The sequence below is a fragment of the Cellulomonas sp. PhB143 genome (genome assembly GCF_003752595.1).
Lineage (GTDB): Bacteria > Actinomycetota > Actinomycetes > Actinomycetales > Cellulomonadaceae > Paraoerskovia.
In genome coordinates this window covers 202077-223318 of the sequence record NZ_RKIJ01000012.1, presented here as the reverse complement: position 1 = coordinate 223318, position 21242 = coordinate 202077, and the positions used below count along the sequence as shown (strand labels likewise).

The 21242-nt window shown below is 74.5% G+C and carries 22 protein-coding genes; 16 read left to right on the top strand and 6 right to left on the bottom strand.

The window, feature by feature from the left end; genetic code table 11:
- Nucleotides 1-19: 19 nt before the first annotated feature.
- Nucleotides 20-1228: a beta-ketoacyl synthase gene (locus EDF32_RS09265; RefSeq protein ID WP_123308244.1), complete on the bottom strand. Its 1209-nt coding sequence runs from the start codon at nt 1226-1228 to the stop codon at nt 20-22.
- Between the two features lie 255 nt (nt 1229-1483).
- Between EDF32_RS09265 and EDF32_RS09260 the strand changes: the two genes are divergently transcribed.
- On the top strand, nt 1484-1849 hold the full coding sequence (locus EDF32_RS09260) for a DoxX family protein (RefSeq protein WP_233565830.1): 366 nt from the start codon (nt 1484-1486) through the stop codon (nt 1847-1849).
- Between the two features lie 90 nt (nt 1850-1939).
- Nucleotides 1940-2230: a DUF1905 domain-containing protein gene (locus tag EDF32_RS09255; RefSeq protein WP_123308243.1), complete on the top strand. Its 291-nt coding sequence runs from the start codon at nt 1940-1942 to the stop codon at nt 2228-2230.
- Nucleotides 2231-2345: 115 nt separating this feature from the next.
- On the opposite strand, the gene EDF32_RS09250 is transcribed toward EDF32_RS09255, so the two are convergent.
- Entirely contained in the window at nt 2346-3833 is a 1488-nt protein-coding gene (locus tag EDF32_RS09250; RefSeq protein ID WP_123308242.1) for an MFS transporter, read from the bottom strand.
- Nucleotides 3834-3931: 98 nt separating this feature from the next.
- On the opposite strand from EDF32_RS09250, the gene EDF32_RS09245 reads away from it, so the two are divergent.
- The 8 genes from EDF32_RS09245 to EDF32_RS09210 all read left to right on the top strand — a co-directional run bounded on the left by EDF32_RS09245 (nt 3932) and on the right by EDF32_RS09210 (nt 10547).
- Nucleotides 3932-4459, top strand: coding sequence for a MarR family winged helix-turn-helix transcriptional regulator (locus tag EDF32_RS09245; protein ID WP_199734882.1), 528 nt, complete (start codon nt 3932-3934; stop codon nt 4457-4459).
- 123 nt (nt 4460-4582) lie between these two features.
- Complete coding sequence (locus EDF32_RS09240; protein WP_123308241.1) at nt 4583-5086, top strand: Rrf2 family transcriptional regulator; 504 nt, start codon at nt 4583-4585, stop codon at nt 5084-5086.
- 116 nt (nt 5087-5202) lie between these two features.
- Entirely contained in the window at nt 5203-6336 is a 1134-nt protein-coding gene (locus EDF32_RS09235; RefSeq protein ID WP_123308240.1) for an ABC transporter substrate-binding protein, read from the top strand.
- Complete coding sequence (locus EDF32_RS09230; RefSeq protein WP_123308239.1) at nt 6333-7193, top strand: ABC transporter ATP-binding protein; 861 nt, start codon at nt 6333-6335, stop codon at nt 7191-7193. The genes EDF32_RS09235 and EDF32_RS09230 overlap by 4 nt, the downstream gene beginning before the upstream one ends.
- Nucleotides 7186-8067 carry an ABC transporter permease gene (locus tag EDF32_RS09225; protein ID WP_123308238.1) on the top strand — a complete coding sequence of 294 codons (882 nt, stop codon included), beginning with the start codon at nt 7186-7188 and terminating at the stop codon, nt 8065-8067. Before EDF32_RS09230 ends, EDF32_RS09225 begins: the two co-directional genes overlap by 8 nt.
- Nucleotides 8068-8131: 64 nt before the next feature.
- On the top strand, nt 8132-9514 hold the full coding sequence (locus tag EDF32_RS09220) for an LLM class flavin-dependent oxidoreductase (protein ID WP_123308237.1): 1383 nt from the start codon (nt 8132-8134) through the stop codon (nt 9512-9514).
- A complete protein-coding gene (locus tag EDF32_RS09215) occupies nt 9511-10017 on the top strand; it encodes an NADPH-dependent FMN reductase (protein ID WP_123308236.1) in 507 nt (168 codons plus the stop codon). Before EDF32_RS09220 ends, EDF32_RS09215 begins: the two co-directional genes overlap by 4 nt.
- Nucleotides 10014-10547 carry a flavin reductase family protein gene (locus EDF32_RS09210; protein ID WP_123308235.1) on the top strand — a complete coding sequence of 178 codons (534 nt, stop codon included), beginning with the start codon at nt 10014-10016 and terminating at the stop codon, nt 10545-10547. Before EDF32_RS09215 ends, EDF32_RS09210 begins: the two co-directional genes overlap by 4 nt.
- A gap of 105 nt (nt 10548-10652) precedes the next feature.
- Here the strand turns inward: EDF32_RS09210 and EDF32_RS09205 are convergent, their stop codons facing one another.
- Both EDF32_RS09205 and EDF32_RS09200 read right to left on the bottom strand, forming a co-directional pair.
- On the bottom strand, nt 10653-11000 hold the full coding sequence (locus EDF32_RS09205) for an SRPBCC family protein (RefSeq protein WP_199734881.1): 348 nt from the start codon (nt 10998-11000) through the stop codon (nt 10653-10655).
- 61 nt (nt 11001-11061) lie between these two features.
- A complete protein-coding gene (locus EDF32_RS09200) occupies nt 11062-11472 on the bottom strand; it encodes a RidA family protein (protein WP_123308233.1) in 411 nt (136 codons plus the stop codon).
- A 312-nt stretch (nt 11473-11784) separates the two neighbouring features.
- On the opposite strand from EDF32_RS09200, the gene EDF32_RS09195 reads away from it, so the two are divergent.
- Nucleotides 11785-12594: a phosphatase PAP2 family protein gene (locus EDF32_RS09195; protein ID WP_123308232.1), complete on the top strand. Its 810-nt coding sequence runs from the start codon at nt 11785-11787 to the stop codon at nt 12592-12594.
- On the opposite strand, the gene EDF32_RS09190 is transcribed toward EDF32_RS09195, so the two are convergent.
- Nucleotides 12568-13161, bottom strand: coding sequence for a TetR family transcriptional regulator (locus EDF32_RS09190; RefSeq protein WP_123308231.1), 594 nt, complete (start codon nt 13159-13161; stop codon nt 12568-12570). The genes EDF32_RS09195 and EDF32_RS09190 overlap by 27 nt on opposite strands.
- A gap of 116 nt (nt 13162-13277) precedes the next feature.
- On the opposite strand from EDF32_RS09190, the gene EDF32_RS09185 reads away from it, so the two are divergent.
- The 4 genes from EDF32_RS09185 (at nt 13278) to EDF32_RS09170 (ending at nt 18697) form a co-directional block, all read left to right on the top strand.
- Nucleotides 13278-14177 (top strand): SDR family oxidoreductase, encoded by a 900-nt coding sequence (locus EDF32_RS09185; RefSeq protein WP_123308230.1) that lies wholly within the window; start codon nt 13278-13280, stop codon nt 14175-14177.
- A gap of 160 nt (nt 14178-14337) precedes the next feature.
- Nucleotides 14338-15213: an LLM class F420-dependent oxidoreductase gene (locus EDF32_RS09180; RefSeq protein ID WP_123308229.1), complete on the top strand. Its 876-nt coding sequence runs from the start codon at nt 14338-14340 to the stop codon at nt 15211-15213.
- 165 nt (nt 15214-15378) lie between these two features.
- Nucleotides 15379-16101: a TetR/AcrR family transcriptional regulator gene (locus EDF32_RS09175; protein WP_123308228.1), complete on the top strand. Its 723-nt coding sequence runs from the start codon at nt 15379-15381 to the stop codon at nt 16099-16101.
- A gap of 13 nt (nt 16102-16114) precedes the next feature.
- Nucleotides 16115-18697: an MMPL family transporter gene (locus EDF32_RS09170; protein WP_123308227.1), complete on the top strand. Its 2583-nt coding sequence runs from the start codon at nt 16115-16117 to the stop codon at nt 18695-18697.
- Between the two features lie 293 nt (nt 18698-18990).
- On the opposite strand, the gene EDF32_RS09155 is transcribed toward EDF32_RS09170, so the two are convergent.
- Entirely contained in the window at nt 18991-20226 is a 1236-nt protein-coding gene (locus EDF32_RS09155) for a dipeptidase (RefSeq protein WP_123308226.1), read from the bottom strand.
- Between the two features lie 269 nt (nt 20227-20495).
- On the opposite strand from EDF32_RS09155, the gene EDF32_RS09150 reads away from it, so the two are divergent.
- Nucleotides 20496-20999, top strand: a complete 504-nt coding sequence (locus tag EDF32_RS09150) for an FBP domain-containing protein (RefSeq protein WP_123308225.1) — start codon at nt 20496-20498, stop codon at nt 20997-20999.
- Nucleotides 21000-21242 lie beyond the last annotated feature (243 nt).

Below are 21242 nucleotides of genomic sequence, written 5' to 3'. Positions count from 1 at the left end.
CGCGCAACCGGGCGCCGCGTCAGTCCCGCGAGACGACGACGCTCGCGCTGTGGCCGCCGAACCCGAACGCGTCGACGAGGGCGTGCCGCGCCGTCGTCGGCCGCGCGGACCCGGTGACGACGTCGAGGTCGATCGCCGCGTCCTGCGCGTCGAGGTTGAGCGTCGGCGGGACGAGGCCCTCGCGCAGCGCGTGCAGGGCGACGAGCACGCCCAGCGCCCCGGACGCGCCGAGCAGGTGCCCGGTGGCGCCCTTGGTCGCGGTGACGGCCGGCGGGTCGCCGAGCGCCGCCCGGAGGGCCAGCGCCTCGTTGCGGTCGCCCACGGGGGTCGAGGTCGCGTGCGCGTGCACGAGGCCGACGTCGGCGGGGGAGAGTCCCGCGTCGCGCAGGGCGAGGCCGATGGTGCGCGCCTGGTTCACGGGGTCCCCGGCGACGATGTCGAAGGCGTCCGACGTGACGGCCGCGCCCGCCACCGCGCCGTAGACGGTGGCCCCGCGCGCACGGGCGTGCTCCTCGGACTCCAGCACCAGGAGCGCCGCGCCCTCGCCCATGACGAATCCGTCGCGGCCGGCGTCGAACGGGCGCGACGCGCGGTGCGGCTCGGCGTTGCGCCGCGACAGCGCCCGCGCCTGACCGAACGCGGCGAGCGGGAACCGCGCCACGCCCGCCTCGGCGCCCCCGCAGACGACGACGTCCGCCCGCCCGTCGAGGATCATCGCCCGCCCGGCCGCGATCGCCTCCGATCCGGCGGCGCACGCGCTGACCGGGGCGAGGGCGCCCGCCCGCGCGCCGAGGGCGATCGACAGCCAGGCCGCGGGGCCGTTGGCCATGAGCATGGTCACCGCGTGCGGCGAGACGCCGCGGTGCCCGCCCTCGTCGAGGGCGCGGGCCTGCGCGAGCGTGCTGGTGATGCCGGCGTTCGCGGAGCCGACGGCGACCGCGAGGCGGTCCCGGTCGACGTCGGGCGCGCCGGCGTGCTGCCACGCCTCGCGCCCGGCGACGAGCGCCAGCTGCTCGGCGCGGTCGGTGCGGCGCAGCTCGCGCACGGGCAGCGACTCCGCGAACGCGTCGTCGACGCGCGCCGCGATGCGCACCGGCAGGTCGCGGGCCCACGCGTCCTCGATGCCGCGGCCGCCACCCTCGCCGCGCACGAGCGCCCGGCAGGTCGCGCTTGCGGTCAGCCCCGTCGGCGTCACCGCGCCGTACCCCGTCACGACCGCCCGTGTCATGGGCACCCCTCGCGATCGGTCCCGCCGTCGTGCGCGGGAGACCTGCCAAAGGACCATCCCACCCGAATGATGGTGCTTTGTCCTGCGCACGGCGGCTACCCGCCGAGACGTCGAATTCCGCCCCGGTTTTTCCGGTTCCAGGGGCGGAACTCGACATCTCGGCGGACGCGGGACGGCGAGCGGCGGGCGCGGGTCGGAGGACCCGGCATCGATGCCCCATGATGTGCTGGCCGCACACCTGGAGAACCCGGAGAGATGATGATCGTCGCGTACTGGATCCTTGCCGTCCTGCTCTGCGTGTTCTACCTGTATGCCGGCGGGAAGAAGCTCACCCAGAGCCGCGACCGGCTGCGCCCGATGATGGGCTGGGTCGACGACCTGCCGCTCGGGCTCACGCGCACGATCGGGGCCCTCGAGGTGCTCGGCGCGATCGGTCTCGTGCTGCCGCCGCTCGTCGGCGTGCTGCCGCGGCTCGCGGTCGCCGCCGCGGTCGGGTTCGCGCTCCTGCAGGTCGCCGCCGCGACGCTGCACCTCTCGCGCGGCGAGCGGCAGGACGTCTGGCTCAACGTGGTGCTCCTCGTGCTCGCCGCCGCGGCGGCCTGGACGGGCACGGCGGTCTAGCGGCGGACACCGGGAGCCGGCCGGGACCAGGCGCTCCTGCGCCTGTCGCCCGTGCTGTCCCGCAGCGCCACGCCGGCGCATGATGGCCCGATGGAGCTCGAGGTCACCGGGGCGGTCTGGTACTGGCGCGGACCGTCCCCGTACCACTTCGTCACGGTGCCCGACGACGCGGCCGAGCGCATCGGCGAGGTCGCCGGCCTGGTCTCGTACGGCTGGGGCGTGATCCCGGTGACCGCTCGGTGCGGCGGTGCGACGTTCACCACGTCGCTGTTCCCGAAGGACGGTGGGTATGCCGTCCCGCTCAAGGCCGCGGTGCGGCGCGCCGAGGGGATCGAGCTCGACGACGTCGTGACCTTGCGCCTGGAGATCGCGGGCCCCTGACCGCGCTGGCGATCCTGACCGCCGAGAAGTCGATTTCGGCCCCCGATTCTTCGAATCTGGGGGCCGAAATCGACTTCTCGGCGGGTGCGGCGGGTGCCGGGGGACCGCCGGGGACTCAGCCGGCGAGCGCGGCCTCCTCGAGGGAAGCCACGTCGTCGTGCGCCCGGTCCGGGGTGCCCTGGCTGCCCGCCCGGCGGGGGATGAGCAGCACGATCACCGCGCCGACGGCGGCCGCGGCCGCCCCGATGACGAAGCAGAGCGAGAACGCGCCCTCCGTCGGCACGGCGGGCGTGCCCGGCGCGAGGGTCATGGTGCGGCTCGTGAGCACGACCGCCATCACGGCCCCCGCGACCGTCGTCCCGACGGACCGCATGAGGGTGTTCACGCCGACGCTCGACGCGCCCTCGCGCGCGGGCACGTTCGTGAGGATCAGCGTGGGCATGGCGGCGTAGCCGATCCCGACGCCCGCGGACGCGACGCACGAGGCGACCATGAGCTGCCAGGGCGCGCTCATCATGAACAGCGCCACCACGTAGCCGAGCGAGATGACGAAGGCGCCGAGCGCGAGGGTGACCCGGCCGCCGAACCCGGTGAGCAGACGGGCGGAGACCGGCGCGAAGGCCATCATCATGAGGCCGGCGGGCGCCATCCACAGGCCTGCGGCGAGGATGCTCTGGCCCAGACCGTAGCCCGTGGCCTCGGGCAGCTGCAGCAGCTGGGGGACCACGATCGACTGCGCCATCATCCCGAAGCCGATGAGCACGGCGGCGAGGTTGGTGAGCAGCACGGGCCGGCGGGCCGTCGTGCGCAGGTCGACGAGGGGGTCGTGGTGGCGCAGCTCGTACCAGCCCCAGACCAGGAGCACGACGACGCCGCCGGCGATCATCGCGACCGTCGAGGCCGCGCCCCAGCCCCAGTCGTTGCCCTTCGAGACGCCGACGAGCAGGGAGACGAGCCCGACGGCGAGCCCGAGGGCGCCGAGCCAGTCGATGCGTGCCGGGTGGGCGTCGTGCACGTTCGGCAGCACGGTGGCGGACAGGACCGTCACGACCGCGGCGAGGACGACGGAGACCCAGAAGAGCAGGTGCCAGTCGAAGTCCTGCGCGAGCCAGGCCGCGAGCGGCAGGCCGAGCGCGCCGCCCACGCCGAGCGTCGCGCTGACCCCGGCGACCGCCGTGTTGCGCATGTTCTCGGGCGCGATCTCGCGGACCATGCTGATGGCGACCGGGATGTAGCCCATCGCGACGCCCTGCAGCGCGCGGCCGACGAGCACCGGCCCCGCCGTGTCCGAGACCGCGCAGACCAGCGAGCCGACGAGGAGGATCGCGGCGGAGGCGACCAGCACGGGCTTCTTGCCGAGCACGTCGGCGAGCCGGCCGGTGACCGGCATCGCGACCGCGCCGCCGAGCAGCGTGGCCGTGACGACCCACGAGGCGGTGCTGATCGAGGTGTTCAGCAGCTCGGGCAGCTCGCTCTGGATCGGGATGACGAGGGACTGCATGAGGGCGGCGCAGAGGCTCGCGAAGCAGAGCACCGCGATGACGGGCACGGCCCGCGTCGCGGCGACGACCCCCGAGGGCGGGGTCGGCTGGCTGGTGTTCATCGTGGTCCTGTCCGGTGGGAGATGTGTAACCTACACAAGTACCTGTGTATACTACACACTCGGGGACGGCTGCGTCCAGGTCGACGAGGAGGATGACGGTGACGAGCACCCAGCCGAGGGGCGAGGCCGGCACGGACGGGACGGGCGCGGACGAGGCGTGGACCGCTCCGGGCACCGGGAGGGACCGCGCCGTCGCGGGGATGCTCATGGTCCTCGGCCAGCATCAGCGGGTCTCCGAGCAGAACGCCGCGCTCGGGACGGCCGACCTGCGGCTGCTGTGGATGTTCGCCGACCGCCGGCCCCGCACGCTGCGCGAGATCTCCGAGACGCTCCGGCTCGAGCAGTCGACCGTGAACCGGCAGGTGCACGTCGCGCTGGCCGAGGGGATCCTGCGCCGCTACCGGGAGCCGGGCCGCGCGGCCTGGCTGATCGAGCCCACCGACGACGGGCTGCGCACCTTCGAGACGGACATCGTCAGCGCGCTCGGGGCCTTCGAGCAGGGCCTCGCGGCGCTGGGCGACGACGGCGCCGGGCAGTTCCTCGAGCTCCTCGAGGGGTTCGTGACGGCCTACGGCGCGGCGGTGCAGGAGCGTCGGCCGGGGACGGCGTCGTCGGCCGACGCCTGACGCCCGCCCTCGCCCGCCCTCGCCCGCGCTCGCCCGCCGAGACGTCGAATTCCGCCCCGAGATCTGCCAGTTCAGGGGCATAGCTCGACGTCTCGGCGGATCTCCCGGTGGGAGACTGGTGCCGTGCGCATCACCGCGAAGGTCGACTACGCCGTCCGGCTCTGCGTCGAGCTCGCCGCCCGCGGCGAGGGCGGCTACGTCAAGGCCGACGAGCTCTCGAGCGCCCAGGGCGTCTCCCTCGCGTACGTGCTGGGCATCCTCAACACCCTCAAGCAGGCGGGCATCGTGGAGAGCCGGCGCGGGGCCGACGGCGGCACCCGGCTCGCGGCCCCGGCGTCCGAGATCGTGGTGGCGGACGTGATCCGGGCGATCGACGGGCCGCTCGCCACGGTCGGCGGCCGGCTGGTGGAGTCCGTCGAGTACGAGGGTCGCGCCACCGCCGTCCGGGACGTGTGGGTCGCGCTGCGCGCGTCCCTGCGCAGCGTCCTGGACACCGTCACCCTCGAGGACGTCGCGTCCGGCCGGCTCCCCGAGCCCGCCGCGTCGCTCCTGGCGGACGACGGCGCGTGGGCCACCCGGCCGCACGGGCGCGACACGGAGCGGGCGGGCGTGCGCCGCCCCTCCTGACCTCGCCGGCGCCCCGCTAGCCCCCGCTGACCCCCCGCTGACACCTCACGCGTTACATCGGGTCGCTGGACGGAACGCTTCTTGAGCAAAGCACTCAACAAACCTACAGTCGAGCCATGACACCGATCACGGACACCTCGCCGACCTCCCGGACCCCCCGCACGGCGCCCGCCGCCGGCGTCCGCACCCTGCGCGCCGTCGCGGCCTCCGCGGCCGCCGTCGCCCTCGCCGCCGGCCTCTCCGCCTGCGGGACGGCCGACGCCGCGACCACCTCCGGCTCCGGCGCCGACGGGACCACCACCCTGCGCTACCAGGGCTCCGCCGGCTCCGTGACCTACCCCGAGCTCGCCCAGGACCTCGGCTACTTCACCGACGTCGACCTCGAATGGGTCGGGGACTCGACGAGCGGGCCGGCGTCCATCCAGGCCGCCGTCACGGGGGACACCGACTACGGCAACGCGTTCAACGGCGCGATCGCCAACCTCGCGGCCTCGGGCGCCAAGATCACGTCCGTCGTCTCCTACTACGGCGCCGACGACAAGACGGCGACCGGCTACTACACGCTCGCCGGCAGCCCGATCACGGAGCCGAAGGACCTCATCGGCACGAAGGTCGGCGTCAACACCCTCGGCGGGGAGTACGAGTTCGTCCTGCGCGAGTGGCTCGCCCGCGGCGGCCTGACCCGCGACGAGATCGACAAGGTCCAGCTCGTCGTCGTCCCGCCCGCCAACACCGAGCAGGCGCTGCGCCAGAAGCAGATCGACGTGGCCGCGCTGCCCAACGTCCTGCAGGACATCGCCGTCGACCACGGTGGCGTGACCCCGCTGTTCACGGAGGACGAGCTCTTCGACTCGTTCGCTCTCGGCTCGATCGTCTTCCGGGACGACTTCGTCGCGGAGCACGAGGACGCGGTGCGCGACTTCGTGCAAGGCACGGCGCGCGCGATCCGCTGGGCCCAGACCACACCGGTCGACGAGGTCCAGGACCGCTTCCGCACGATCCTCACCGAGCGCGGTCGCGGCGAGCCGACCACGTACGTCGACTACTGGAAGTCCTCCTCGATCCCCGCCGCGGGTGGTGTCATCGACCCGGACGAGATCAGCATCTGGGTCGACTGGCTCGTCAAGGACGGCCAGCTCACGAAGGGGCAGATCGACCCGGACGACCTCTTCACGAACGACTTCAACCCGTACGCGAACGGCACCTATCCGGCGGACTCCGGGCCCGACGGCGAGAAGGTCGCCTCGTGAGCGCGCTCGCGCCCACCACGTCCGGGCTCCGGTTCGCCTCGGTCACCAAGGAGTTCCCCGTCCGGGGCGGGGGAACGCTGACCGCGCTGAGCGAGCTGGACCTCGACGTCGGTGCCGGAGAGCTGCTGACCGTCGTCGGGCCCTCGGGGTGCGGCAAGTCGACCCTGCTCGACATGGTCGCGGGACTCAGCACCCCGACCAGCGGCACGATCGAGGTGCACGGGCGCGAGATCCGCGGCCCCGGTCTCGATCGCGGCATCGTCTTCCAGCAGTACGCGCTCCTGCCGTGGCGCACCGCGCAGGCGAACGTCGAGCTCGGGCTGGAGGCCAAGGGCGTCCCGCGCAGGCGGCGGGGCGCGATCGCCCGGGAGCACCTGGACCTGGTCGGCCTGACCGGCTTCGAGAGCCGCTACCCCCACGAGCTCTCGGGCGGCATGAAGCAGCGGGTCGCGATCGCCCGCAGCCTCGCGTACGACCCGGAGGTCCTGCTGATGGACGAGCCGTTCGCCGCGCTCGACGCCCAGACCCGCGAGTCGCTGCAGGACGAGCTCCTGCGCATCTGGCGCGCGACCGACAAGACGATCGTCTTCATCACGCACGGCATCGACGAGGCCGTCTACCTCGGTCAGCGCGTCGTCGTGCTCACCCCGCGGCCGGGCCGGATCCGCGCCGTCGTCGACGCGGACCTCCCGGCGCCCGACGGCGTCACGGACCTGCGCTCGACGCCCGAGTTCGTCGCGCTGCGCCACCGCGTGTGGGAGGCGCTGCACGCCGCGGACCCGGCGGACCAGGTCCCGGACCCCGCTCCCGCCGGCCCGGCCGCACCGACCCGCACCCTGGAGGTGGCCCATGTCTAGCGCCCTCGAGACCCGCCCGGCCGTCGCGCCGCCCGATGCCCCCGCCTTCGCCGACCCGCCCACGCTGGGGCGGCGCTCGGTGCACGACGTGGCGCGGCTGGCCCCGGCCGGCCGGCGGCTGCGCTCCGGGGCGGCGCGGGCGGCACGCGCCTCCGTCGCGCTCCTCGCGTTCCTGGTCCTGTGGGAGCTCGCGCCCCGCCTCGGGTGGGTCGACCCCGTGTTCCTCCCGCCGTTCACCCAGGTCGCGCAGACCTTCGCCGGTCTCGTGGCCGACGGGACGCTCGCGACGAACGCCGGCGCCAGCCTGGTGCGGGCTGGCGCGGGGTTCTCGATCGCGCTCGCGGTCGGCATCCCGCTCGGCCTGGTCATCGGCTGGTCGAGCCGCGCGGCGCAGTACCTCAGCCCGTTCTTCGAGGTGTTCCGCAACACGGCCGCGCTCGCGCTGCTGCCCGTGTTCATCCTGATCCTCGGGATCGGGGAGTCGTCGAAGATCGCGATCGTCGCCTTCGCCTGCACCTTCCCCGTCCTGCTCAGCACCATCGCCGGCGTGCGGTCGGTGGACGGGCTCCTCGTCCGCTCGGCCCGGTCGCTCGGGCTGCGCGGCACCCAGCTCTTCCGCAAGGTCGTCCTGCCCGCGGCCGTCCCGACCATGTTCACCGGCATCCGGATGGCGGCCACGGGCTCGATCCTCGTGCTCATCGCCGCGGAGATGGTCGGGGCGCGCAGCGGGCTCGGCTACTACATCACCGCGATGCAGTTCAACTTCCAGATCTCCCAGATGTACGCGGGGATCCTCGCCATCGCGATCGTCGGCGTCGCCATCAACGGCGGCCTCGTGCTCGTCGAGCGCCGCCTCATGCGCTGGCGGCCCTGAAGGCCGCCGCGCCGCCGCCCGACCTGCCGACCGTCGTCGTCCGTCCCGAGCCCGAGAGGCCACCATGACCGTCCAGCCCTCCCTGCACCTGAACCTCTTCATCTACCCGTCCGGCCACCACGCGGCCGCGTGGCGCCACCCCTCGACCCGGCCCGAGCGCCTGTTCGACGCCGAGTACTACGTCGAGCTCGCGCAGCGGGCCGAGGCCGCCCGGTTCGACTCCGTGTTCTTCGCGGACTGGCCCGCCCTGGGCAGCCCCGAGCACACCTCGGCGGGCACGCTCGACCCGATCCTCACGCTCGCCGCCATCGCCTCGCGCACCGAGCGGGTCGGGCTCGTGGCGACCGCGTCGACCACCTACGGCGACCCGTACACGCTCGCCCGGTCGTTCGCCTCGCTGGACCACCTCAGCAACGGTCGCGCGGGCTGGAACGTGGTGACGACGTCGGCGCCCGACGCCGCGGGGAACTTCGGGCTCGCGGCCCACCCCGACCCGGAGGTCCGCTACGCACGCGCGGACGAGGTGCTCACCGCCGTGACGCGGCTGTGGGACTCGTGGGACGAGGACGCGATCCTGCTCGACCGTGAGTCCGGCCGCTACGCCGACCCGGCACGGATCCACCCGGCCGCGTTCGTCGGCGAGCACGTCCGGGTCGCGGGCGCGCTGACGGTTCCCCGCACCCCGCAGGGCCGGCCCGTGCTCGTGCAGGCCGGCGCGTCCAACACCGGGCGGGCGTTCGCCGCGCGCTGGGCGGAGGCGATCTTCACCGCGCACCAGCGGATCGAGGACGCCCAGGCGTTCTACGCCGACGTCAAGCGCAGCGTGCTGCGCGAGGGGCGCGACCCGGCGCGCGTCGCGATCCTGCCGGGCATCAGCCCCGTGATCGGCTCGACGGAGGAGGAGGCGAGGTCGCTCGAGAAGGAGATCGACGATCTCGTCGTGCTCGGCGCGGCCGCGGCCCAGCTCGGGTCGTTCCACGTCGACCTCGGTTCCCTCGACCTCGACGACCCCGTGCCCCTCGAGGCGTTCGCGGACGCCGGCACGGTCACGGACAACCGGGCGAGCCGGCTCCAGGTCGTCGCGGACATCGTCCGGCGGGAGCGTCCGACGGTGCGCGAGCTGCTGCGCCGCCTCGCCGGGGCGCGCGGGCACCGCGTCGTGGTCGGGACCCCGGTGCAGGTGGCCGACACCATCGAGGAGTGGTTCCGCTCGGGCGCTGCCGACGGGTTCAACGTCATGCCCCCGCTGCTGCCGAGCGGGTTCGAGGTGTTCGCCGACGAGGTCGTGCCGATCCTGCAGCGGCGCGGGCTGTTCCGCACCGAGTACGAGGGCTCGACGCTGCGCGAGCACCTCGGGCTGGAGGTCCCGGACGCGCGGGCCGAGCGCGCCGAGCGGGCCGAGAGCGCTGCGCCCGCCGGGCGCCCGACGCCGGAGGACGTCCGATGAGTGGGGGCGTGGTCGTGCTGGTCGGGAACCCGCGGCGGCCGTCGCGGACCGCCGCCCTCGCCCTCGACGCGGCGCGGCGCATCGCCCGCCACGACGAGATCGGGGGCGAGGTCACGGTCGTCGAGCTCGCGGACCTCGCGGCCGGGCTGCTGCCCGGGCCGAGCAGGGCTGCCGACGACGCTCGCCGCGTCGCCGCGTCGGCCGAGCTGCTGGTCGTCGCGACGCCCGTCTACAAGGGCGCGTACACCGGACTGCTCAAGGTCTTTCTCGACGGGTTCGGACCCGCGGCGCTCGACGGCGTCCGGGCCGTCCCGGTGGTCGTCGCCGCCGGCCACGGGCACCTCACCGCGGGGGACCGGTTCCTCGCCCCCGTGCTCGAGGAGCTCGGGGCGAGCGTGGCGCCGGCCCTGACGGTCCTCGAGGCGGACCTGCCCGCCTCCGGCTACATCATCGAGGGCTGGCTGGCGTCCGGGGCGCTCGCGCGGCGGGAGCTCGTGCGATGACCGCCGTCGACGTCCGGGAGGTCCTGGTGGGGGTGCCCGTGCCCGCTCCCGCGGGCGTCGCGCCGGACCGGTTCCGCGACGTGTTCCGCGGCCATCCCGCGGGCGTCGCCGTGGTCACGACGCGGGTCGGCGGGCAGGTCGCGGGCTTCACGGCGACGTCGGTGATCTCGGTCTCCGCCGAGCCGCCGCTGGTGGCGTTCTCCCTCGCCCGGGGCTCGAGCTCGTGGCCGCTGGTCGCGCGGGCGAGCACGGTGGCGATCAGCCTCCTCGCCGAGGGGCAGGAGGAGATCTCCACCCGGTTCGCGACGAGCGGCATCGACCGGTTCGCGGCGGGCGGGTGGCGGCCTCTGGCGAGCGGGGAGCCGGTGATCGACGGCGCTGCGGCCTGGCTGCACGCCGACGTCGTCGACCGGGTCGCGGCCGGGTCGAGCCGGCTCGTCGTCGTGCGCGTCGTCGGCTGCGAGAGCTGGCCCGGGCGGGCCCCGCTCGTGTTCCACGACCGGGGCTACCGCCGGCTCGCGGGGTTCTGACGCCCGCTGCGCGGCTCGCCCCGCGCACCCCTGCCCCGTCCGCCGAGATGTCGAACTCTGCCCCTGATCCTTCGGATCCAGGGGCAGAGTTCGACGTCTCGGCGGTCAGGGGCGGCGGGCATCGAGGACGCGGCGCAGCGTCTCGAGGTCGGCTCGGACCGCGGCGACGTCCCGCGCGAAGTCCTCGTCGCTCGCGCCGGCCCGCCGGACGGTGAAGATCACCTCGGAGCCCCCGGGCGCCGCGACGGCCCGCAGCGGGTTCGACGTGACGCGCCCGTCCGGCATCGTCACGTCGTGGTCGAGCACGCCGAGATCGTTCCCGGGTGCGAACGCGATCTCCACGCGGCCCATCGGCGAGTCGGCGAACCAGCGGCCGCCCTCCTGCACGACGCCCGCCGCGAGCCCGGCGGCCCACTCGGGCAGGTGCGCGGGGTCGACGACGTACGTGTACACCTCGGCAGGGGAGCATTGTACAAAGACGCTGACGTGCCGTGACTCCTCGTGCCGTGACTCCTCAGGCGGCACCGGTCGTCCCGTCGTCGGGCACGGTGGCGATCGCGTCGATCTCGACGAGCGCGCCCTCCCGTGCCGGCGCGACGCCCAGCACGGTCACGGCGGTGCGGCGCCCGCCCCACACGGTCGCCGTCGCGGCGTAGCCGTCCGTGGGGTCGACGCCGGGGTCGAGGTAGATCGTCATGCGCACGACGTGGTCGGCGTCGGTGCCCGCCGCCTCGAGCACGGTGAGCAGGTTGCGCAGCGCGAGCTCGGTCTGCGGACCGAGGCCCTCGACGAGGGCGCCGTCGGCGTCCACCCCGTTCTGCCCGCCCACGTAGAGGGTCCGCGCGGCGGGCGCGAGCATCCCCTGCGTGAAGGCGGGGCTGCGGTAGAGCGCCGGCGGGTCGACCGGCGTCGGGCGAACGTCCATGGCTGTCTCCGTCCCTGGGTGCGCGGCACGCCTGCGCGACGTGCCTGCCGCTCCGATCGTCCCACCGGGCCCGCCACCCCACCATCCGCCGCGGAGCGGCCCCCTTCCCACCGCCGAACGCGTCATGAGTCGGCCCAAACCGCCCGGCGGGCCGACTCATGACGCGTTCGGCGGTGGACCGGGTGGTCTCTCTCACGGTCCCCGGCGCCGGGGTCGCCCCGGCCCGCGGGTAGCATCGACAGGTCGCGCAGGACCGTCATCGGCCCGGACTCCGCGTGACCGAGCACACCACCGGATCGAGCCGCACCGCGTATGACGACGTCCCTCAGCCACGGCCCTGCGGCGGAGCCGCGTCCGCTCGGTGCCCTCGACCCCCGGCGCCTCGCCCACCCGGCCTCGCCCGTGCGCCTGAGCCACCCCCTCGTCCGCACGGCGGTCGAGGTCGCGCTCGTCGTCGGGTTCTTCCTCGTCTACGAGCTCGGCCGGCGGCTGGCCCGCGGGCGCCAGGCCGAGGCGTTCGAGCACGCCTCGGCCGTCCACCACCTCGAGCGCATGCTGCACCTGCCGTCCGAGGCGGCGATCCAGGGCGCGATCCACTCGGCCCAGGTCTTCCGCCTGGCCAACCACTACTACGTCTCGATGCACTTCACGGTCGCGGTCGCGTTCGTGGCCTGGGGGTTCCTGCGCCGGTCGAACGACGAGTACCGGTGGGCGCGGAACCTGCTCGCCGTCCAGACCGGCGCGGCCCTGGCGATCCACGTGGTGTTCCCGCTGGCGCCGCCGCGCATGTTCCCGCAGTGGGGCTTCGTGGACACGATGCAGGTCTACGGCCCGTCCGCCTACGGCGGCGCGAACGACGCGATCGCCAACCAGTTCGCCGCCATGCCGAGCCTCCACATCGGCTGGGCCGTGCTGATCGCCTACGTCGTGGCGCGGACGTCGTCGCGCCTGATGGCGGTGCTGGCCGCGCTCTACGCGGCCACCACGACAGTCGTCGTGATCATCACGGCCAACCACTGGCTGGTCGACGGCGTCGTCGCGGTGGCGCTGCTCGCGGTCGCCGCGTGGATCGTCCCCGGTCCGCGGCAGCGCGTGTCAGACGACGGCGGCACGCCTCGCTGACGCGGCGGTGAGCCCGTCGAGCGCGGCCAGAGCCTCGCGGACGTGCTCGGCCATCGGTGTCGGCGCGGCGGCGTCCTGTGCGACCCAGCGCGCGAACGCCGCGGAGAACGCCGCGACCCCCGTCGCGGCGGCCAGGCGTGCGGGCAGATCGTCGACCCCACGGCCGCGCAGCGCCTCGGCGGCGGCCTCGGTGAGGGCGGCCATCTTGAGCAGCTCGCGCTCCTGCAGGCTCTGGTTGGCCGCCACCACCGTCGCTCGGCGGCGCGCGTGCTCGCGCCGCTCGTCGAGCACCGCGCCGGCGCGCACCACCGCTGGGCCGACGGCGTCGAGCGGACCGGCGTCGTCGGGCGCGGCGCCGATCGACTCGACCACCGTTCGCTCGAGGAGCGAGGAGCCGTCGAAGAGCACCTCGCGCTTGTCGGCGAAGTAGCGGAAGAAGGTGCGCTCGGTCAGGCCAGCGCGCTCGGCGATCTCCGCCACCGTCGTGCGTTCGAACCCGTGCTCGATGTACAGGTCGAGCGCGGCGCGCGCGAGGCGCCCGCCCGCGTCCGGTTCCCAGCGTGCCATGGCGCGAGTCTACCGATCCGCCGGACCCTGATGACAGACGCTGACATCGGGTCTATCCTGATGACAGGCGCTGACATCAACGGCGCGACATCCTCACGAACGAGAAGGAGACCACCATGCGCGTGTTCGTCACCGGAGCATCCGGCTGGATCGGCTCGGCCGTCGTCGACGAGCTGCTCGCCCACGGCCACGAGGTCCTCGGCCTGGCGCGCTCGGACGCGTCCGCCGCGGCGCTGGAGGCGAAGGGCGCGCAGGTCGCGCGCGGAGACCTGGAGGACCCGGGCTCGCTTGGGGCCGGGGCCGCGGCGGCCGACGCCGTCGTCCACCTGGCCTTCAAGCACGACTTCTCCGACTACGCCGCCGCCGGCCGCACCGAGCGCGCCGCCGTCGACGCGATCGGCGAGGCGCTGGCCGGTACCGGTCGCCCGCTCCTGCTCGCCTCCGGGGTCGCCCTGCCCGGTCTGGGGCGCCCGGTGACGGAGGACGACCCCTCGCCGTTCGTCGGACCGGACGCGATGCGCGGCGGCTCCGAGGCTCAGGCCCTGGGTCTCGCCGAGCGGGGCGTGCACCCGGTAGCGCTGCGGTTCTCGCCGACCGTGCACGGTGACGGCGACCACGGGTTCGTCTCCGCCCTCGTCGCGGTCGCCCGGAAGAAGGGTGTCTCCGGCTACGTCGGCGACGGCGCCCACCGCTGGCCCGCGGTGCACCGGCTCGACGCGGCGACGATGGTCCGGCTCGCCCTGGAGAAGGCACCGGCCGGGGCCGTCGTGCACGGCGTGGCCGAGGAGGGCGTGCCGACGCGGGACATCGCCGAGGCGATCGGCCGGGGGCTGGGCGTTCCCACCGTCTCGGTCACGCCCGACGACGCGGCGGAGCACTTCGGCTGGCTCGGCGCCTTCTTCTCGCTCGACGTCCCCGCGTCGAACGCGAAGACGCGCGAGCTGCTCGGCTGGGAGCCCGTGCACCCGACGCTGCTGGAGGACCTCGCCTCCGGCTCGTACTTCCGCGAGGCCTGAGGCGCGCCGACCGCCGTCGGCGACCCGACCGCCGTCGGCCATCCACCGCCGAACGCGTCACCTGTGGGTCGAAACCGCTCCGCGGGCCGACTGATGACGCGTTCGGCGGTGGGAGCGACCGGTTGACCTCGAGCGCGCTCGAAGGTGAAGGATCGGGTGCATGAAGCTCGGAGCACACCTCTACCGCTATGACGCGGTCGCCCCGCAGGACCTGCGCCACGAGCTCGCCGACACGGCGGGCGCCGCCGAGGAGGCCGGTCTGTCCTGGCTGTCGGTCATGGACCACTACTTCCAGATGGTGCGGGCGGGCTTCCCGGCGTCCGACCCGATGCTCGAGGCCTACACGACGCTCGGGTACCTGGCCGGGCGCACGGAGACCGTGCAGCTCGGCGTGCTCGTCACGGGCGTGACGTACCGCCACCCGGGGCTGCTGGCGAAGATCGTCGCGACGCTCGACGTGCTGTCGGGCGGCCGGGCGACCTACGGCATCGGCGCGGCCTGGTACGAGGAGGAGCACGAGGCGCTCGGCGTGCCGTTCCCGCCGCTCAAGGAGCGCTTCGAGCGGCTCGAGGAGACCGTGCAGATCGCGCGCCAGATGTACGACCCGGAGAACGACGGCCCGTTCGAGGGCGCCCACTACCGGCTCGCGCAGACCCTCTGCTCGCCGGGGCCGCTGAGCCGCCCGGAGATCATGATCGGCGGGTCGGGCGAGAAGAAGACGCTGCGGCTGGTCGCGCAGTACGCCGACGCCTGCAACCTCTTCGCCGAGACGCCCGACGAGCTCTCGCACAAGCTCGACGTGCTGCACCGGCACTGCGACGACGTCGGCCGCGACCCCGCGGAGATCCGGGTGACCACGCTCGCCGCGGGCGAGGAGCTGATGCGCGACGACGTCGACGCCTTCGTGGACGCGATGCGCCCGTTCGCGGAGCGGGGCGTGGACACCGTGATCCTGCGCCCGCCGGAGACCTCGCCCGCGGCGTGGGTCCGCGACAAGGTCGCGCCGGCGGTGGGCCGGGTCGCCGAGCTCGGCTGACAGGCCGAACGCGTCATCTGTGGGTCGAGACGGCCCAAAGGGCCGACTGATGACGCGTTCGGCGGTGGCGGGGTGGCGCCGGTGGCGGTGGCGTGCGAGCCGCTGTGGGCAAGGTCTCAGGCCCAGTGGGTGCACTCGGTGCACCGATGCACCTAGTGTCGTCGCATGTCCTCCGACGAGCCCACGGAGCCCGACCGGCGCGCGCGCCTGAAGGCCCGCACGCGCCTCGCGATCGTCGACGCCGCCGCCGCGCTCATGGCGGCCGACGGCCCGGACTTCTCCGTCGACGAGCTCGCCGTGCGGGCCGACGTCGCCCGGCGGACCGTCTTCAACCACTTCGACTCGCTCGACGACGTCGTCGCCGCCGTCGGCGCACGGTCGTTCGAGGCGATCGTCGACGCCCTCCTGCAGTCCGAGCCGGACCCCGGCGCGAGCCTGCAGGACGACGCCGCGGGCGCCGTCCGGCGCGCGGACCTCGTCGGCCCCATGGCCGCGCTGAGCCGGGGCTTCGGTCTCGTGCAGCCGGACCTCGCGACGGGCGCGCCGACCTGCGTCGCCGACACGGCGGACGTCCCGCCGCGGGCCGCGATGCTCCTCCTGCGCTCGCTCGCCGAGCTCAACGACCGGTTCGTCGACGAGCTCCTGCTGCGCCACCCCGGCCGGGAGCGCCTCGACGCCGACCTCGCGGTCGCCGCCCTGCTGAGCGACCTCGTCGTCCTGCACCGGTACTGGCTCGCCGCGACCGCCGGGGCCACGGACGCGGCGTCCCGCGCGACGTGGTCCGCGCTCCTGGACCGGCTCCGTCCCCGCACCGCTCCTCCGTCGACCCCTGACTCCTCGACTCCTGACTCCTCGACTCCTCGACCCCGCCCCCACGGCGGGTCCTGATCGGAAGGCTCCCATGGCAGAGCTCCTCTACCGCCTCGGCCGCGGCGCGGCCCGCCACCTGCGGGTGGTCATCGCCGCATGGCTGGCCGTGCTCGTGCTCGCCGGCGTCGGCTACGTCGTCGGCCACGGCACGCTGAGCGACAGCTTCAGCATCCCCGGCACCCCCACCCAGGAGGTGACCGACCAGCTCGCGAAGGAGATGCCCGCGGCCGCGGGCGGGACCGGGACCGTCGTCCTGACCACCGACGACGGCAAGGCGTTCACCGACTCAGAGCAGAAGCAGATCTCGGACGCCGTCACGGAGGTCGGGAAGATCGACGGCGTCGAGGACGTCGTCGACCCGTTCCAGACGCAGGCGCAGCGCGAGCAGCAGGCCGCCAAGCTCGACGACGGCAAGTCGCAGATCGCGGACGGCGAGGACAAGATCGCCGACGGCCGTGCGCAGGTCGAGCAGGGCCAGCAGCAGATCGACGACGCCCGGGAGTCGCTCGCCGCCGCCCCCGCCGCGCAGGCGGAGGAAGGGGCCGCGCAGCTCGACGCGCAGCAGGACGCCCTGGACGAGCAGTCGAAGACCCTCGAGAAGAACGCCGCCGACCTCGACGCGCAGAAGACGCAGCTCGAGCAGGGCGAGAAGCTCCTCGACCTGTCCTCGGGGATCCGCACCGTCTCGGAGGACGGATCGGCGGCCGTGGCGACGGTGGTCTTCTCCGACGCCCAGCTCGACATCCCGCAGGCCACCAAGGACGACGTGATCGACACGTTCACGGACGACGTCGCCTCGATCGACGGCGTGGGTGTGGACTTCGGCTCGGACATCGCCCAGGAGACGCCGGCGTTCATCGGACCCGGTGAGGTCACCGGCCTGGTCGTGGCCGCCGTCGTGCTGCTCGTCATGCTCGGCACCCTGATCGGAGCCGGCCTGCCTCTGCTGACGGCGCTCGTCGGCGTCGGGATCGGCGCGATGGGCGCGCTCGCGCTCTCCGGGATCGTGCAGATGTCGTCCGTGACGCCGGTGCTCGGCCTGATGCTCGGCCTCGCCGTCGGGATCGACTACGCGCTGTTCATCGTCAACCGGCATCGGCGCCAGCTCAAGGAGGGCTACGACGTCGTCGAGTCCATCGGCCTCGCGAACGGCACCTCGGGCAACGCCGTCGTCTTCGCGGGCACGACGGTCGTCATCGCCCTGCTCGCGCTCAACGTCACCGGGATCCCGTTCCTCGGCCTCATGGGCTCGGTCGGCGCCGCGAGCGTCGCCATCGCGGTGCTCGTCGCGATCAGCCTGACTCCGGCGCTGCTGTCCGCGATCGGGATGCGGATCCTCTCGCGCAAGGAACGGGCGGCGCTTCAGCCCGCCCACCCGCACCCCGCCCACGCCGACGACCACCCGCACCCCGCGCACCTGGCGGGGACGGTGCCGTCCGGCCCCGGCACGGCACCCGTCAAGCCCATGCGCACGATCGTCGCCGTCGGGCGCGTGGTCGTCGGGATCGTCCTGCTGGCGGTCGTCGCGATCCCGTCGTTCAGCCTGCGGATCAACCTGCCCGACGGGTCGTCGCAGCCGCCGGACTCCACGTCCTTCCAGGCCTACACGACGGTCGCCGACAAGTTCGGGCCCGGCACCAACGGCCCGCTGCTCGTCGTCGCCGACCTGCCCGCCCCGGTGTCCGACGACGACACGACGGCCGTCGAGCTCGGCATCGCCGAGCAGCTCGGCGCGCAGGACGACGTCGAGGCCGTCGCCCCCGCCGGGACGTCCGACGACGGCTCGGTGATCGCGTTCCAGGTCCTCCCCTCGGGCGGCCCCACGGACCAGTCGACGGAGGACCTCGTGCACACCCTGCGCGACATGTCGCCGCTCGACGTGGACGGGGTCGACGGCGACGTGACGCTCGGGGTCGCGGGAGCGGCCAGCGGCAACATCGACATCTCCGAGAAGCTGTCGGACGCGCTGCCGCTGTACCTGGGCGTCGTCGTCGGGCTGTCGCTGATCATCCTGATCATCGTGTTCCGCTCGATCCTGGTCCCGGTCATCGCGACCGCCGGGTTCGTGCTGTCGTACTACGCCGCGCTCGGCGGCGTCGTCGCGATCTACCAGTGGGGCTGGCTCGCAGGCGTGTTCGGGGTGGACCACCCGGGCCCGATCCTGAACTTCCTGCCCACGATCCTCGTCGGCATCCTGTTCGGGCTGGCGATGGACTACCAGCTCTTCCTCGGCTCCGGCATGCGCGAGGCGTACGCGCACGGGGCACCTGCCAGGGTCGCCGTCGTGCAGGGGTTCCGCGCCGGGCGGTCCGTCGTGACGGCCGCCGCGATCATCATGATCTCGGTGTTCGGCGGGTTCATCTTCTCGGACGACGCGATGATCCAGCCGATCGGCTTCGCGCTGGCCTTCGGCGTGCTCGTCGACGCGTTCGTGGTGCGCATGCTCGTGATCCCCGCGCTCATGCACCTGCTGGGCCGGGGCGCGTGGTGGATCCCGCGCTGGCTCGACCGGATCCTGCCGGACGTCGACGTGGAGGGCGCCAAGCTCGAGCGCAAGCACCCGCACGCGGAGGAGCCCGCGGGGAACGTGGAGACCGCGGGGCGCGCGGGCTGACCGACCCGCGCACCCCTTCGCCGAGAAGTGGGGGGGGGGGGCGGGGGGGGGGGGGGGTGGGGGGGGGCGGGGCGGGGGGGGGGGGGGGGGGGGGGGGGGGGGGCGGCCGGGGGGGGGGGGGGGGGGGCGGGGGGGGGGGGGGGCGCGGGGGGGGGCGGGGCGGCGCCCCCCGCCCCGAGGGGCGGGGGGCGGCCGGCGCCCCCCCCCCCCCCCCCCCCCGCCCCGATAACGCCCCCCCCCCCCCCCCCCCCCCCCCCGCGGCCCCCCACCCCCACTTCTCGGCGGTCAGGCGGTCAGGCGACCGGCCCGTCGAGCTCCTCGAACGTGGCGACGCTCGGCGCGCGCTCGTCCCGCAGCCGGGCCGCGACGTCCTCGGCCCCGCGGAGCGCGCGCAGCACGTTCCCGCTGGTGAGGCGGCCCAGGTCTTCGTCGGACCAGCCGCGCTCCGCCAGCGCCGCGAGCAGCGCCGGGTACCCGGACACGTCCGCCAGCTCGGGCGCGAAGCCCGACGCCCCGTCGTAGTCGCCGCCCAGGCCGACGTGCTCGACGCCGGCGACCTCCCGCACGTGCTCGACGTGCGCGACGACGTCGGCCAGCGTCGTGGTCGGCTGCGGGTGGCGCGCCGTCCACCGCTCCATCCACGGCTCGAACTCCCCGAGGTCCGTGAACCGCACGCCCTCGGCTGCCGCCGCCTCCGCGGCCTCGGTGTGCCACTGCGCGACGGCGGGCGTGACGAACTTGGGGACGAACGTCACCATGCACACGCCGCCGTTGGCGGCGAGGCGCGCGAGGACGTCGTCGGGCACGTCGCGCGGGACGTCGCAGACGGCGCGGGCGGAGCTGTGGGAGAAGATCACCGGCGCCTCGCTGACGTCGAGCGCCGCCCGCATCGTCCCGGCGGAGACGTGCGAGAGGTCGACGAGCATCCCGAGCCGGTTCATCTCGCGGACCACCTCGCGACCGAACGCGGACAGCCCGCCGTGCGCCGACGGCGCGTCGGTCGCGGAGTCCGCCCACGGCACGTTGTCGTTGTGGGTCAGGGTCAGGTACCGCACGCCGAGCCGGTACAGCGCGCGCAGGGCGCCGAGCGAGCAGTCGATCGAGTGACCGCCCTCGGCGCCCATGAGGCTCGCGACCCGGCCCTCCGCCCAGGCGGCGACGACGTCGTCGGCCGTGGTCGCGAGCGCGAGCTCGCCCGGGTGGCGTGCGACGAGGCGGTGCACGAAGTCGACCTGCTCGAGGGTCGCGGTCACCGCCTGCCCGCCGGCGAGCCGCGCGGGCACGTACACCGACCAGAACTGCGCCCCGACGCCGCCCGCGCGCAGGCGCGGCAGGTCCGTGTGGGTGCGCCCGGCGGTGCCGCCGGCCAGGTCCAGGGCGCGCGGCCCGTCGAGGGCGTACGCCCCGAGCTCGCGCGCGGCCCAGGGCAGGTCGTTGTGCCCGTCCCAGACGGGGTGCGCGGCAAGGACCGCGCGGACCCGGTCGTCGGCGGAGTCGGCTGGGGTGGGGGTCGGTCGGGTCTCGTCCATGCGGGCGACGATACGTCCGGCGTAGCATGGACGGGTCTTCAGCACGGGAACGATCGAGGGGCGGGCGGATGCACGGCGTCGTCGCGGGTTGCGGGGTGGCCTTCACGGCCTGCTCGGGCCCTGCCCTGGCCCGCGCCGCTCTCTGACCCTGGACATCCCGTACCTGTGCACCGCCTCCGCGGCGGTCGGCACGGTGCGCGCGCGCCAGGGCGACGGGGCGGTCGTGGGTCGCCGGCGACCCCACCCCCCGACCTGGAGACCGAACCCCGATGAACCCCCTGAACGAGAAGCAGATCCGCGCGTCCTTCGTCAACGCGTCCAAGCGCGAGGCGGCGCAGGCCACCCTCCCCGACCTCGACGCGATCGACTGGGAGAGCCTCGACTACCTCGGCTGGCGCGACCGGAAGGCGCCGCTCGCGGCGTACGCGGTGCTCGAGCTGGACGGCGCGCCCACCGGCGTCCTGCTGCGCGCCGGCGACCCCAGCCCGGACGGGCGCCGCCGCAAGGCCGTGTGCGCGTGGTGCGAGGACGTCGTCGTGACCGACGACGTCTCGCTCTACGTCGCGCGCCGCGGCGGGGCGTCGGGCAAGCGCGGCAACACGATCGGCACGCTGGTCTGCACGCAGTTCGTGTGCTCGGCGAACGTCCGGCGCACGCCGACGCGCACCGAGGCGGGCAACGCCACGGCGGCGGAGGAGATCGTCGAGCGGCGCATCGCCGGGCTGCGCGAGCGCTCCGCGCGGTTCGTGGCCGAGGTGCTGCGCACGCGCTGACCGGGCGGGCCGGCCCAGGTCCGCCCGGGCACGCCCCGCCCCGCCCGCCCCGCCCGTCCCGCCCGTCCGCCGAGACGTCGAATTCCGCCCCTGATTCTTCGAACCCAGGGGCGGAATTCGACGTCTCGGCGAGGGAGTTCCTGCCGCGAAGTGATTAATCCACCATCTTGCGCAACCAGTTGACAGCGGTGTCATCGCGGCCCACACTTTCGCTATCGATCGACCGCACCACGCCGAACCCCG

Excerpts from the sequence above, each read along its gene's own strand:
- EDF32_RS09195 (WP_123308232.1), top strand. The coding sequence starts at position 11,785 with ATGACGACGTCCCTCAGCCACGGCCCTGCGGCGGAGCCGCGTCCGCTC.
- EDF32_RS09255 (WP_123308243.1), top strand. The coding sequence starts at position 1,940 with ATGGAGCTCGAGGTCACCGGGGCGGTCTGGTACTGGCGCGGACCGTCC.
- EDF32_RS09220 (WP_123308237.1), top strand. The coding sequence starts at position 8,132 with ATGACCGTCCAGCCCTCCCTGCACCTGAACCTCTTCATCTACCCGTCC.
- EDF32_RS09180 (WP_123308229.1), top strand. The coding sequence starts at position 14,338 with ATGAAGCTCGGAGCACACCTCTACCGCTATGACGCGGTCGCCCCGCAG.
- EDF32_RS09170 (WP_123308227.1), top strand. The coding sequence starts at position 16,115 with ATGGCAGAGCTCCTCTACCGCCTCGGCCGCGGCGCGGCCCGCCACCTG.
- EDF32_RS09200 (WP_123308233.1), bottom strand. The coding sequence starts at position 11,472 with ATGGACGTTCGCCCGACGCCGGTCGACCCGCCGGCGCTCTACCGCAGC.
- EDF32_RS09190 (WP_123308231.1), bottom strand. The coding sequence starts at position 13,161 with ATGGCACGCTGGGAACCGGACGCGGGCGGGCGCCTCGCGCGCGCCGCG.
- EDF32_RS09175 (WP_123308228.1), top strand. The coding sequence starts at position 15,379 with ATGTCCTCCGACGAGCCCACGGAGCCCGACCGGCGCGCGCGCCTGAAG.
- EDF32_RS09150 (WP_123308225.1), top strand. The coding sequence starts at position 20,496 with ATGAACCCCCTGAACGAGAAGCAGATCCGCGCGTCCTTCGTCAACGCG.
- EDF32_RS09250 (WP_123308242.1), bottom strand. The coding sequence starts at position 3,833 with ATGAACACCAGCCAGCCGACCCCGCCCTCGGGGGTCGTCGCCGCGACG.
- EDF32_RS09215 (WP_123308236.1), top strand. The coding sequence starts at position 9,511 with ATGAGTGGGGGCGTGGTCGTGCTGGTCGGGAACCCGCGGCGGCCGTCG.
- EDF32_RS09185 (WP_123308230.1), top strand. The coding sequence starts at position 13,278 with ATGCGCGTGTTCGTCACCGGAGCATCCGGCTGGATCGGCTCGGCCGTC.
- EDF32_RS09155 (WP_123308226.1), bottom strand. The coding sequence starts at position 20,226 with ATGGACGAGACCCGACCGACCCCCACCCCAGCCGACTCCGCCGACGAC.
- EDF32_RS09225 (WP_123308238.1), top strand. The coding sequence starts at position 7,186 with ATGTCTAGCGCCCTCGAGACCCGCCCGGCCGTCGCGCCGCCCGATGCC.
- EDF32_RS09260 (WP_233565830.1), top strand. The coding sequence starts at position 1,484 with ATGATGATCGTCGCGTACTGGATCCTTGCCGTCCTGCTCTGCGTGTTC.
- EDF32_RS09265 (WP_123308244.1), bottom strand. The coding sequence starts at position 1,228 with ATGACACGGGCGGTCGTGACGGGGTACGGCGCGGTGACGCCGACGGGG.
- EDF32_RS09210 (WP_123308235.1), top strand. The coding sequence starts at position 10,014 with ATGACCGCCGTCGACGTCCGGGAGGTCCTGGTGGGGGTGCCCGTGCCC.
- EDF32_RS09235 (WP_123308240.1), top strand. The coding sequence starts at position 5,203 with ATGACACCGATCACGGACACCTCGCCGACCTCCCGGACCCCCCGCACG.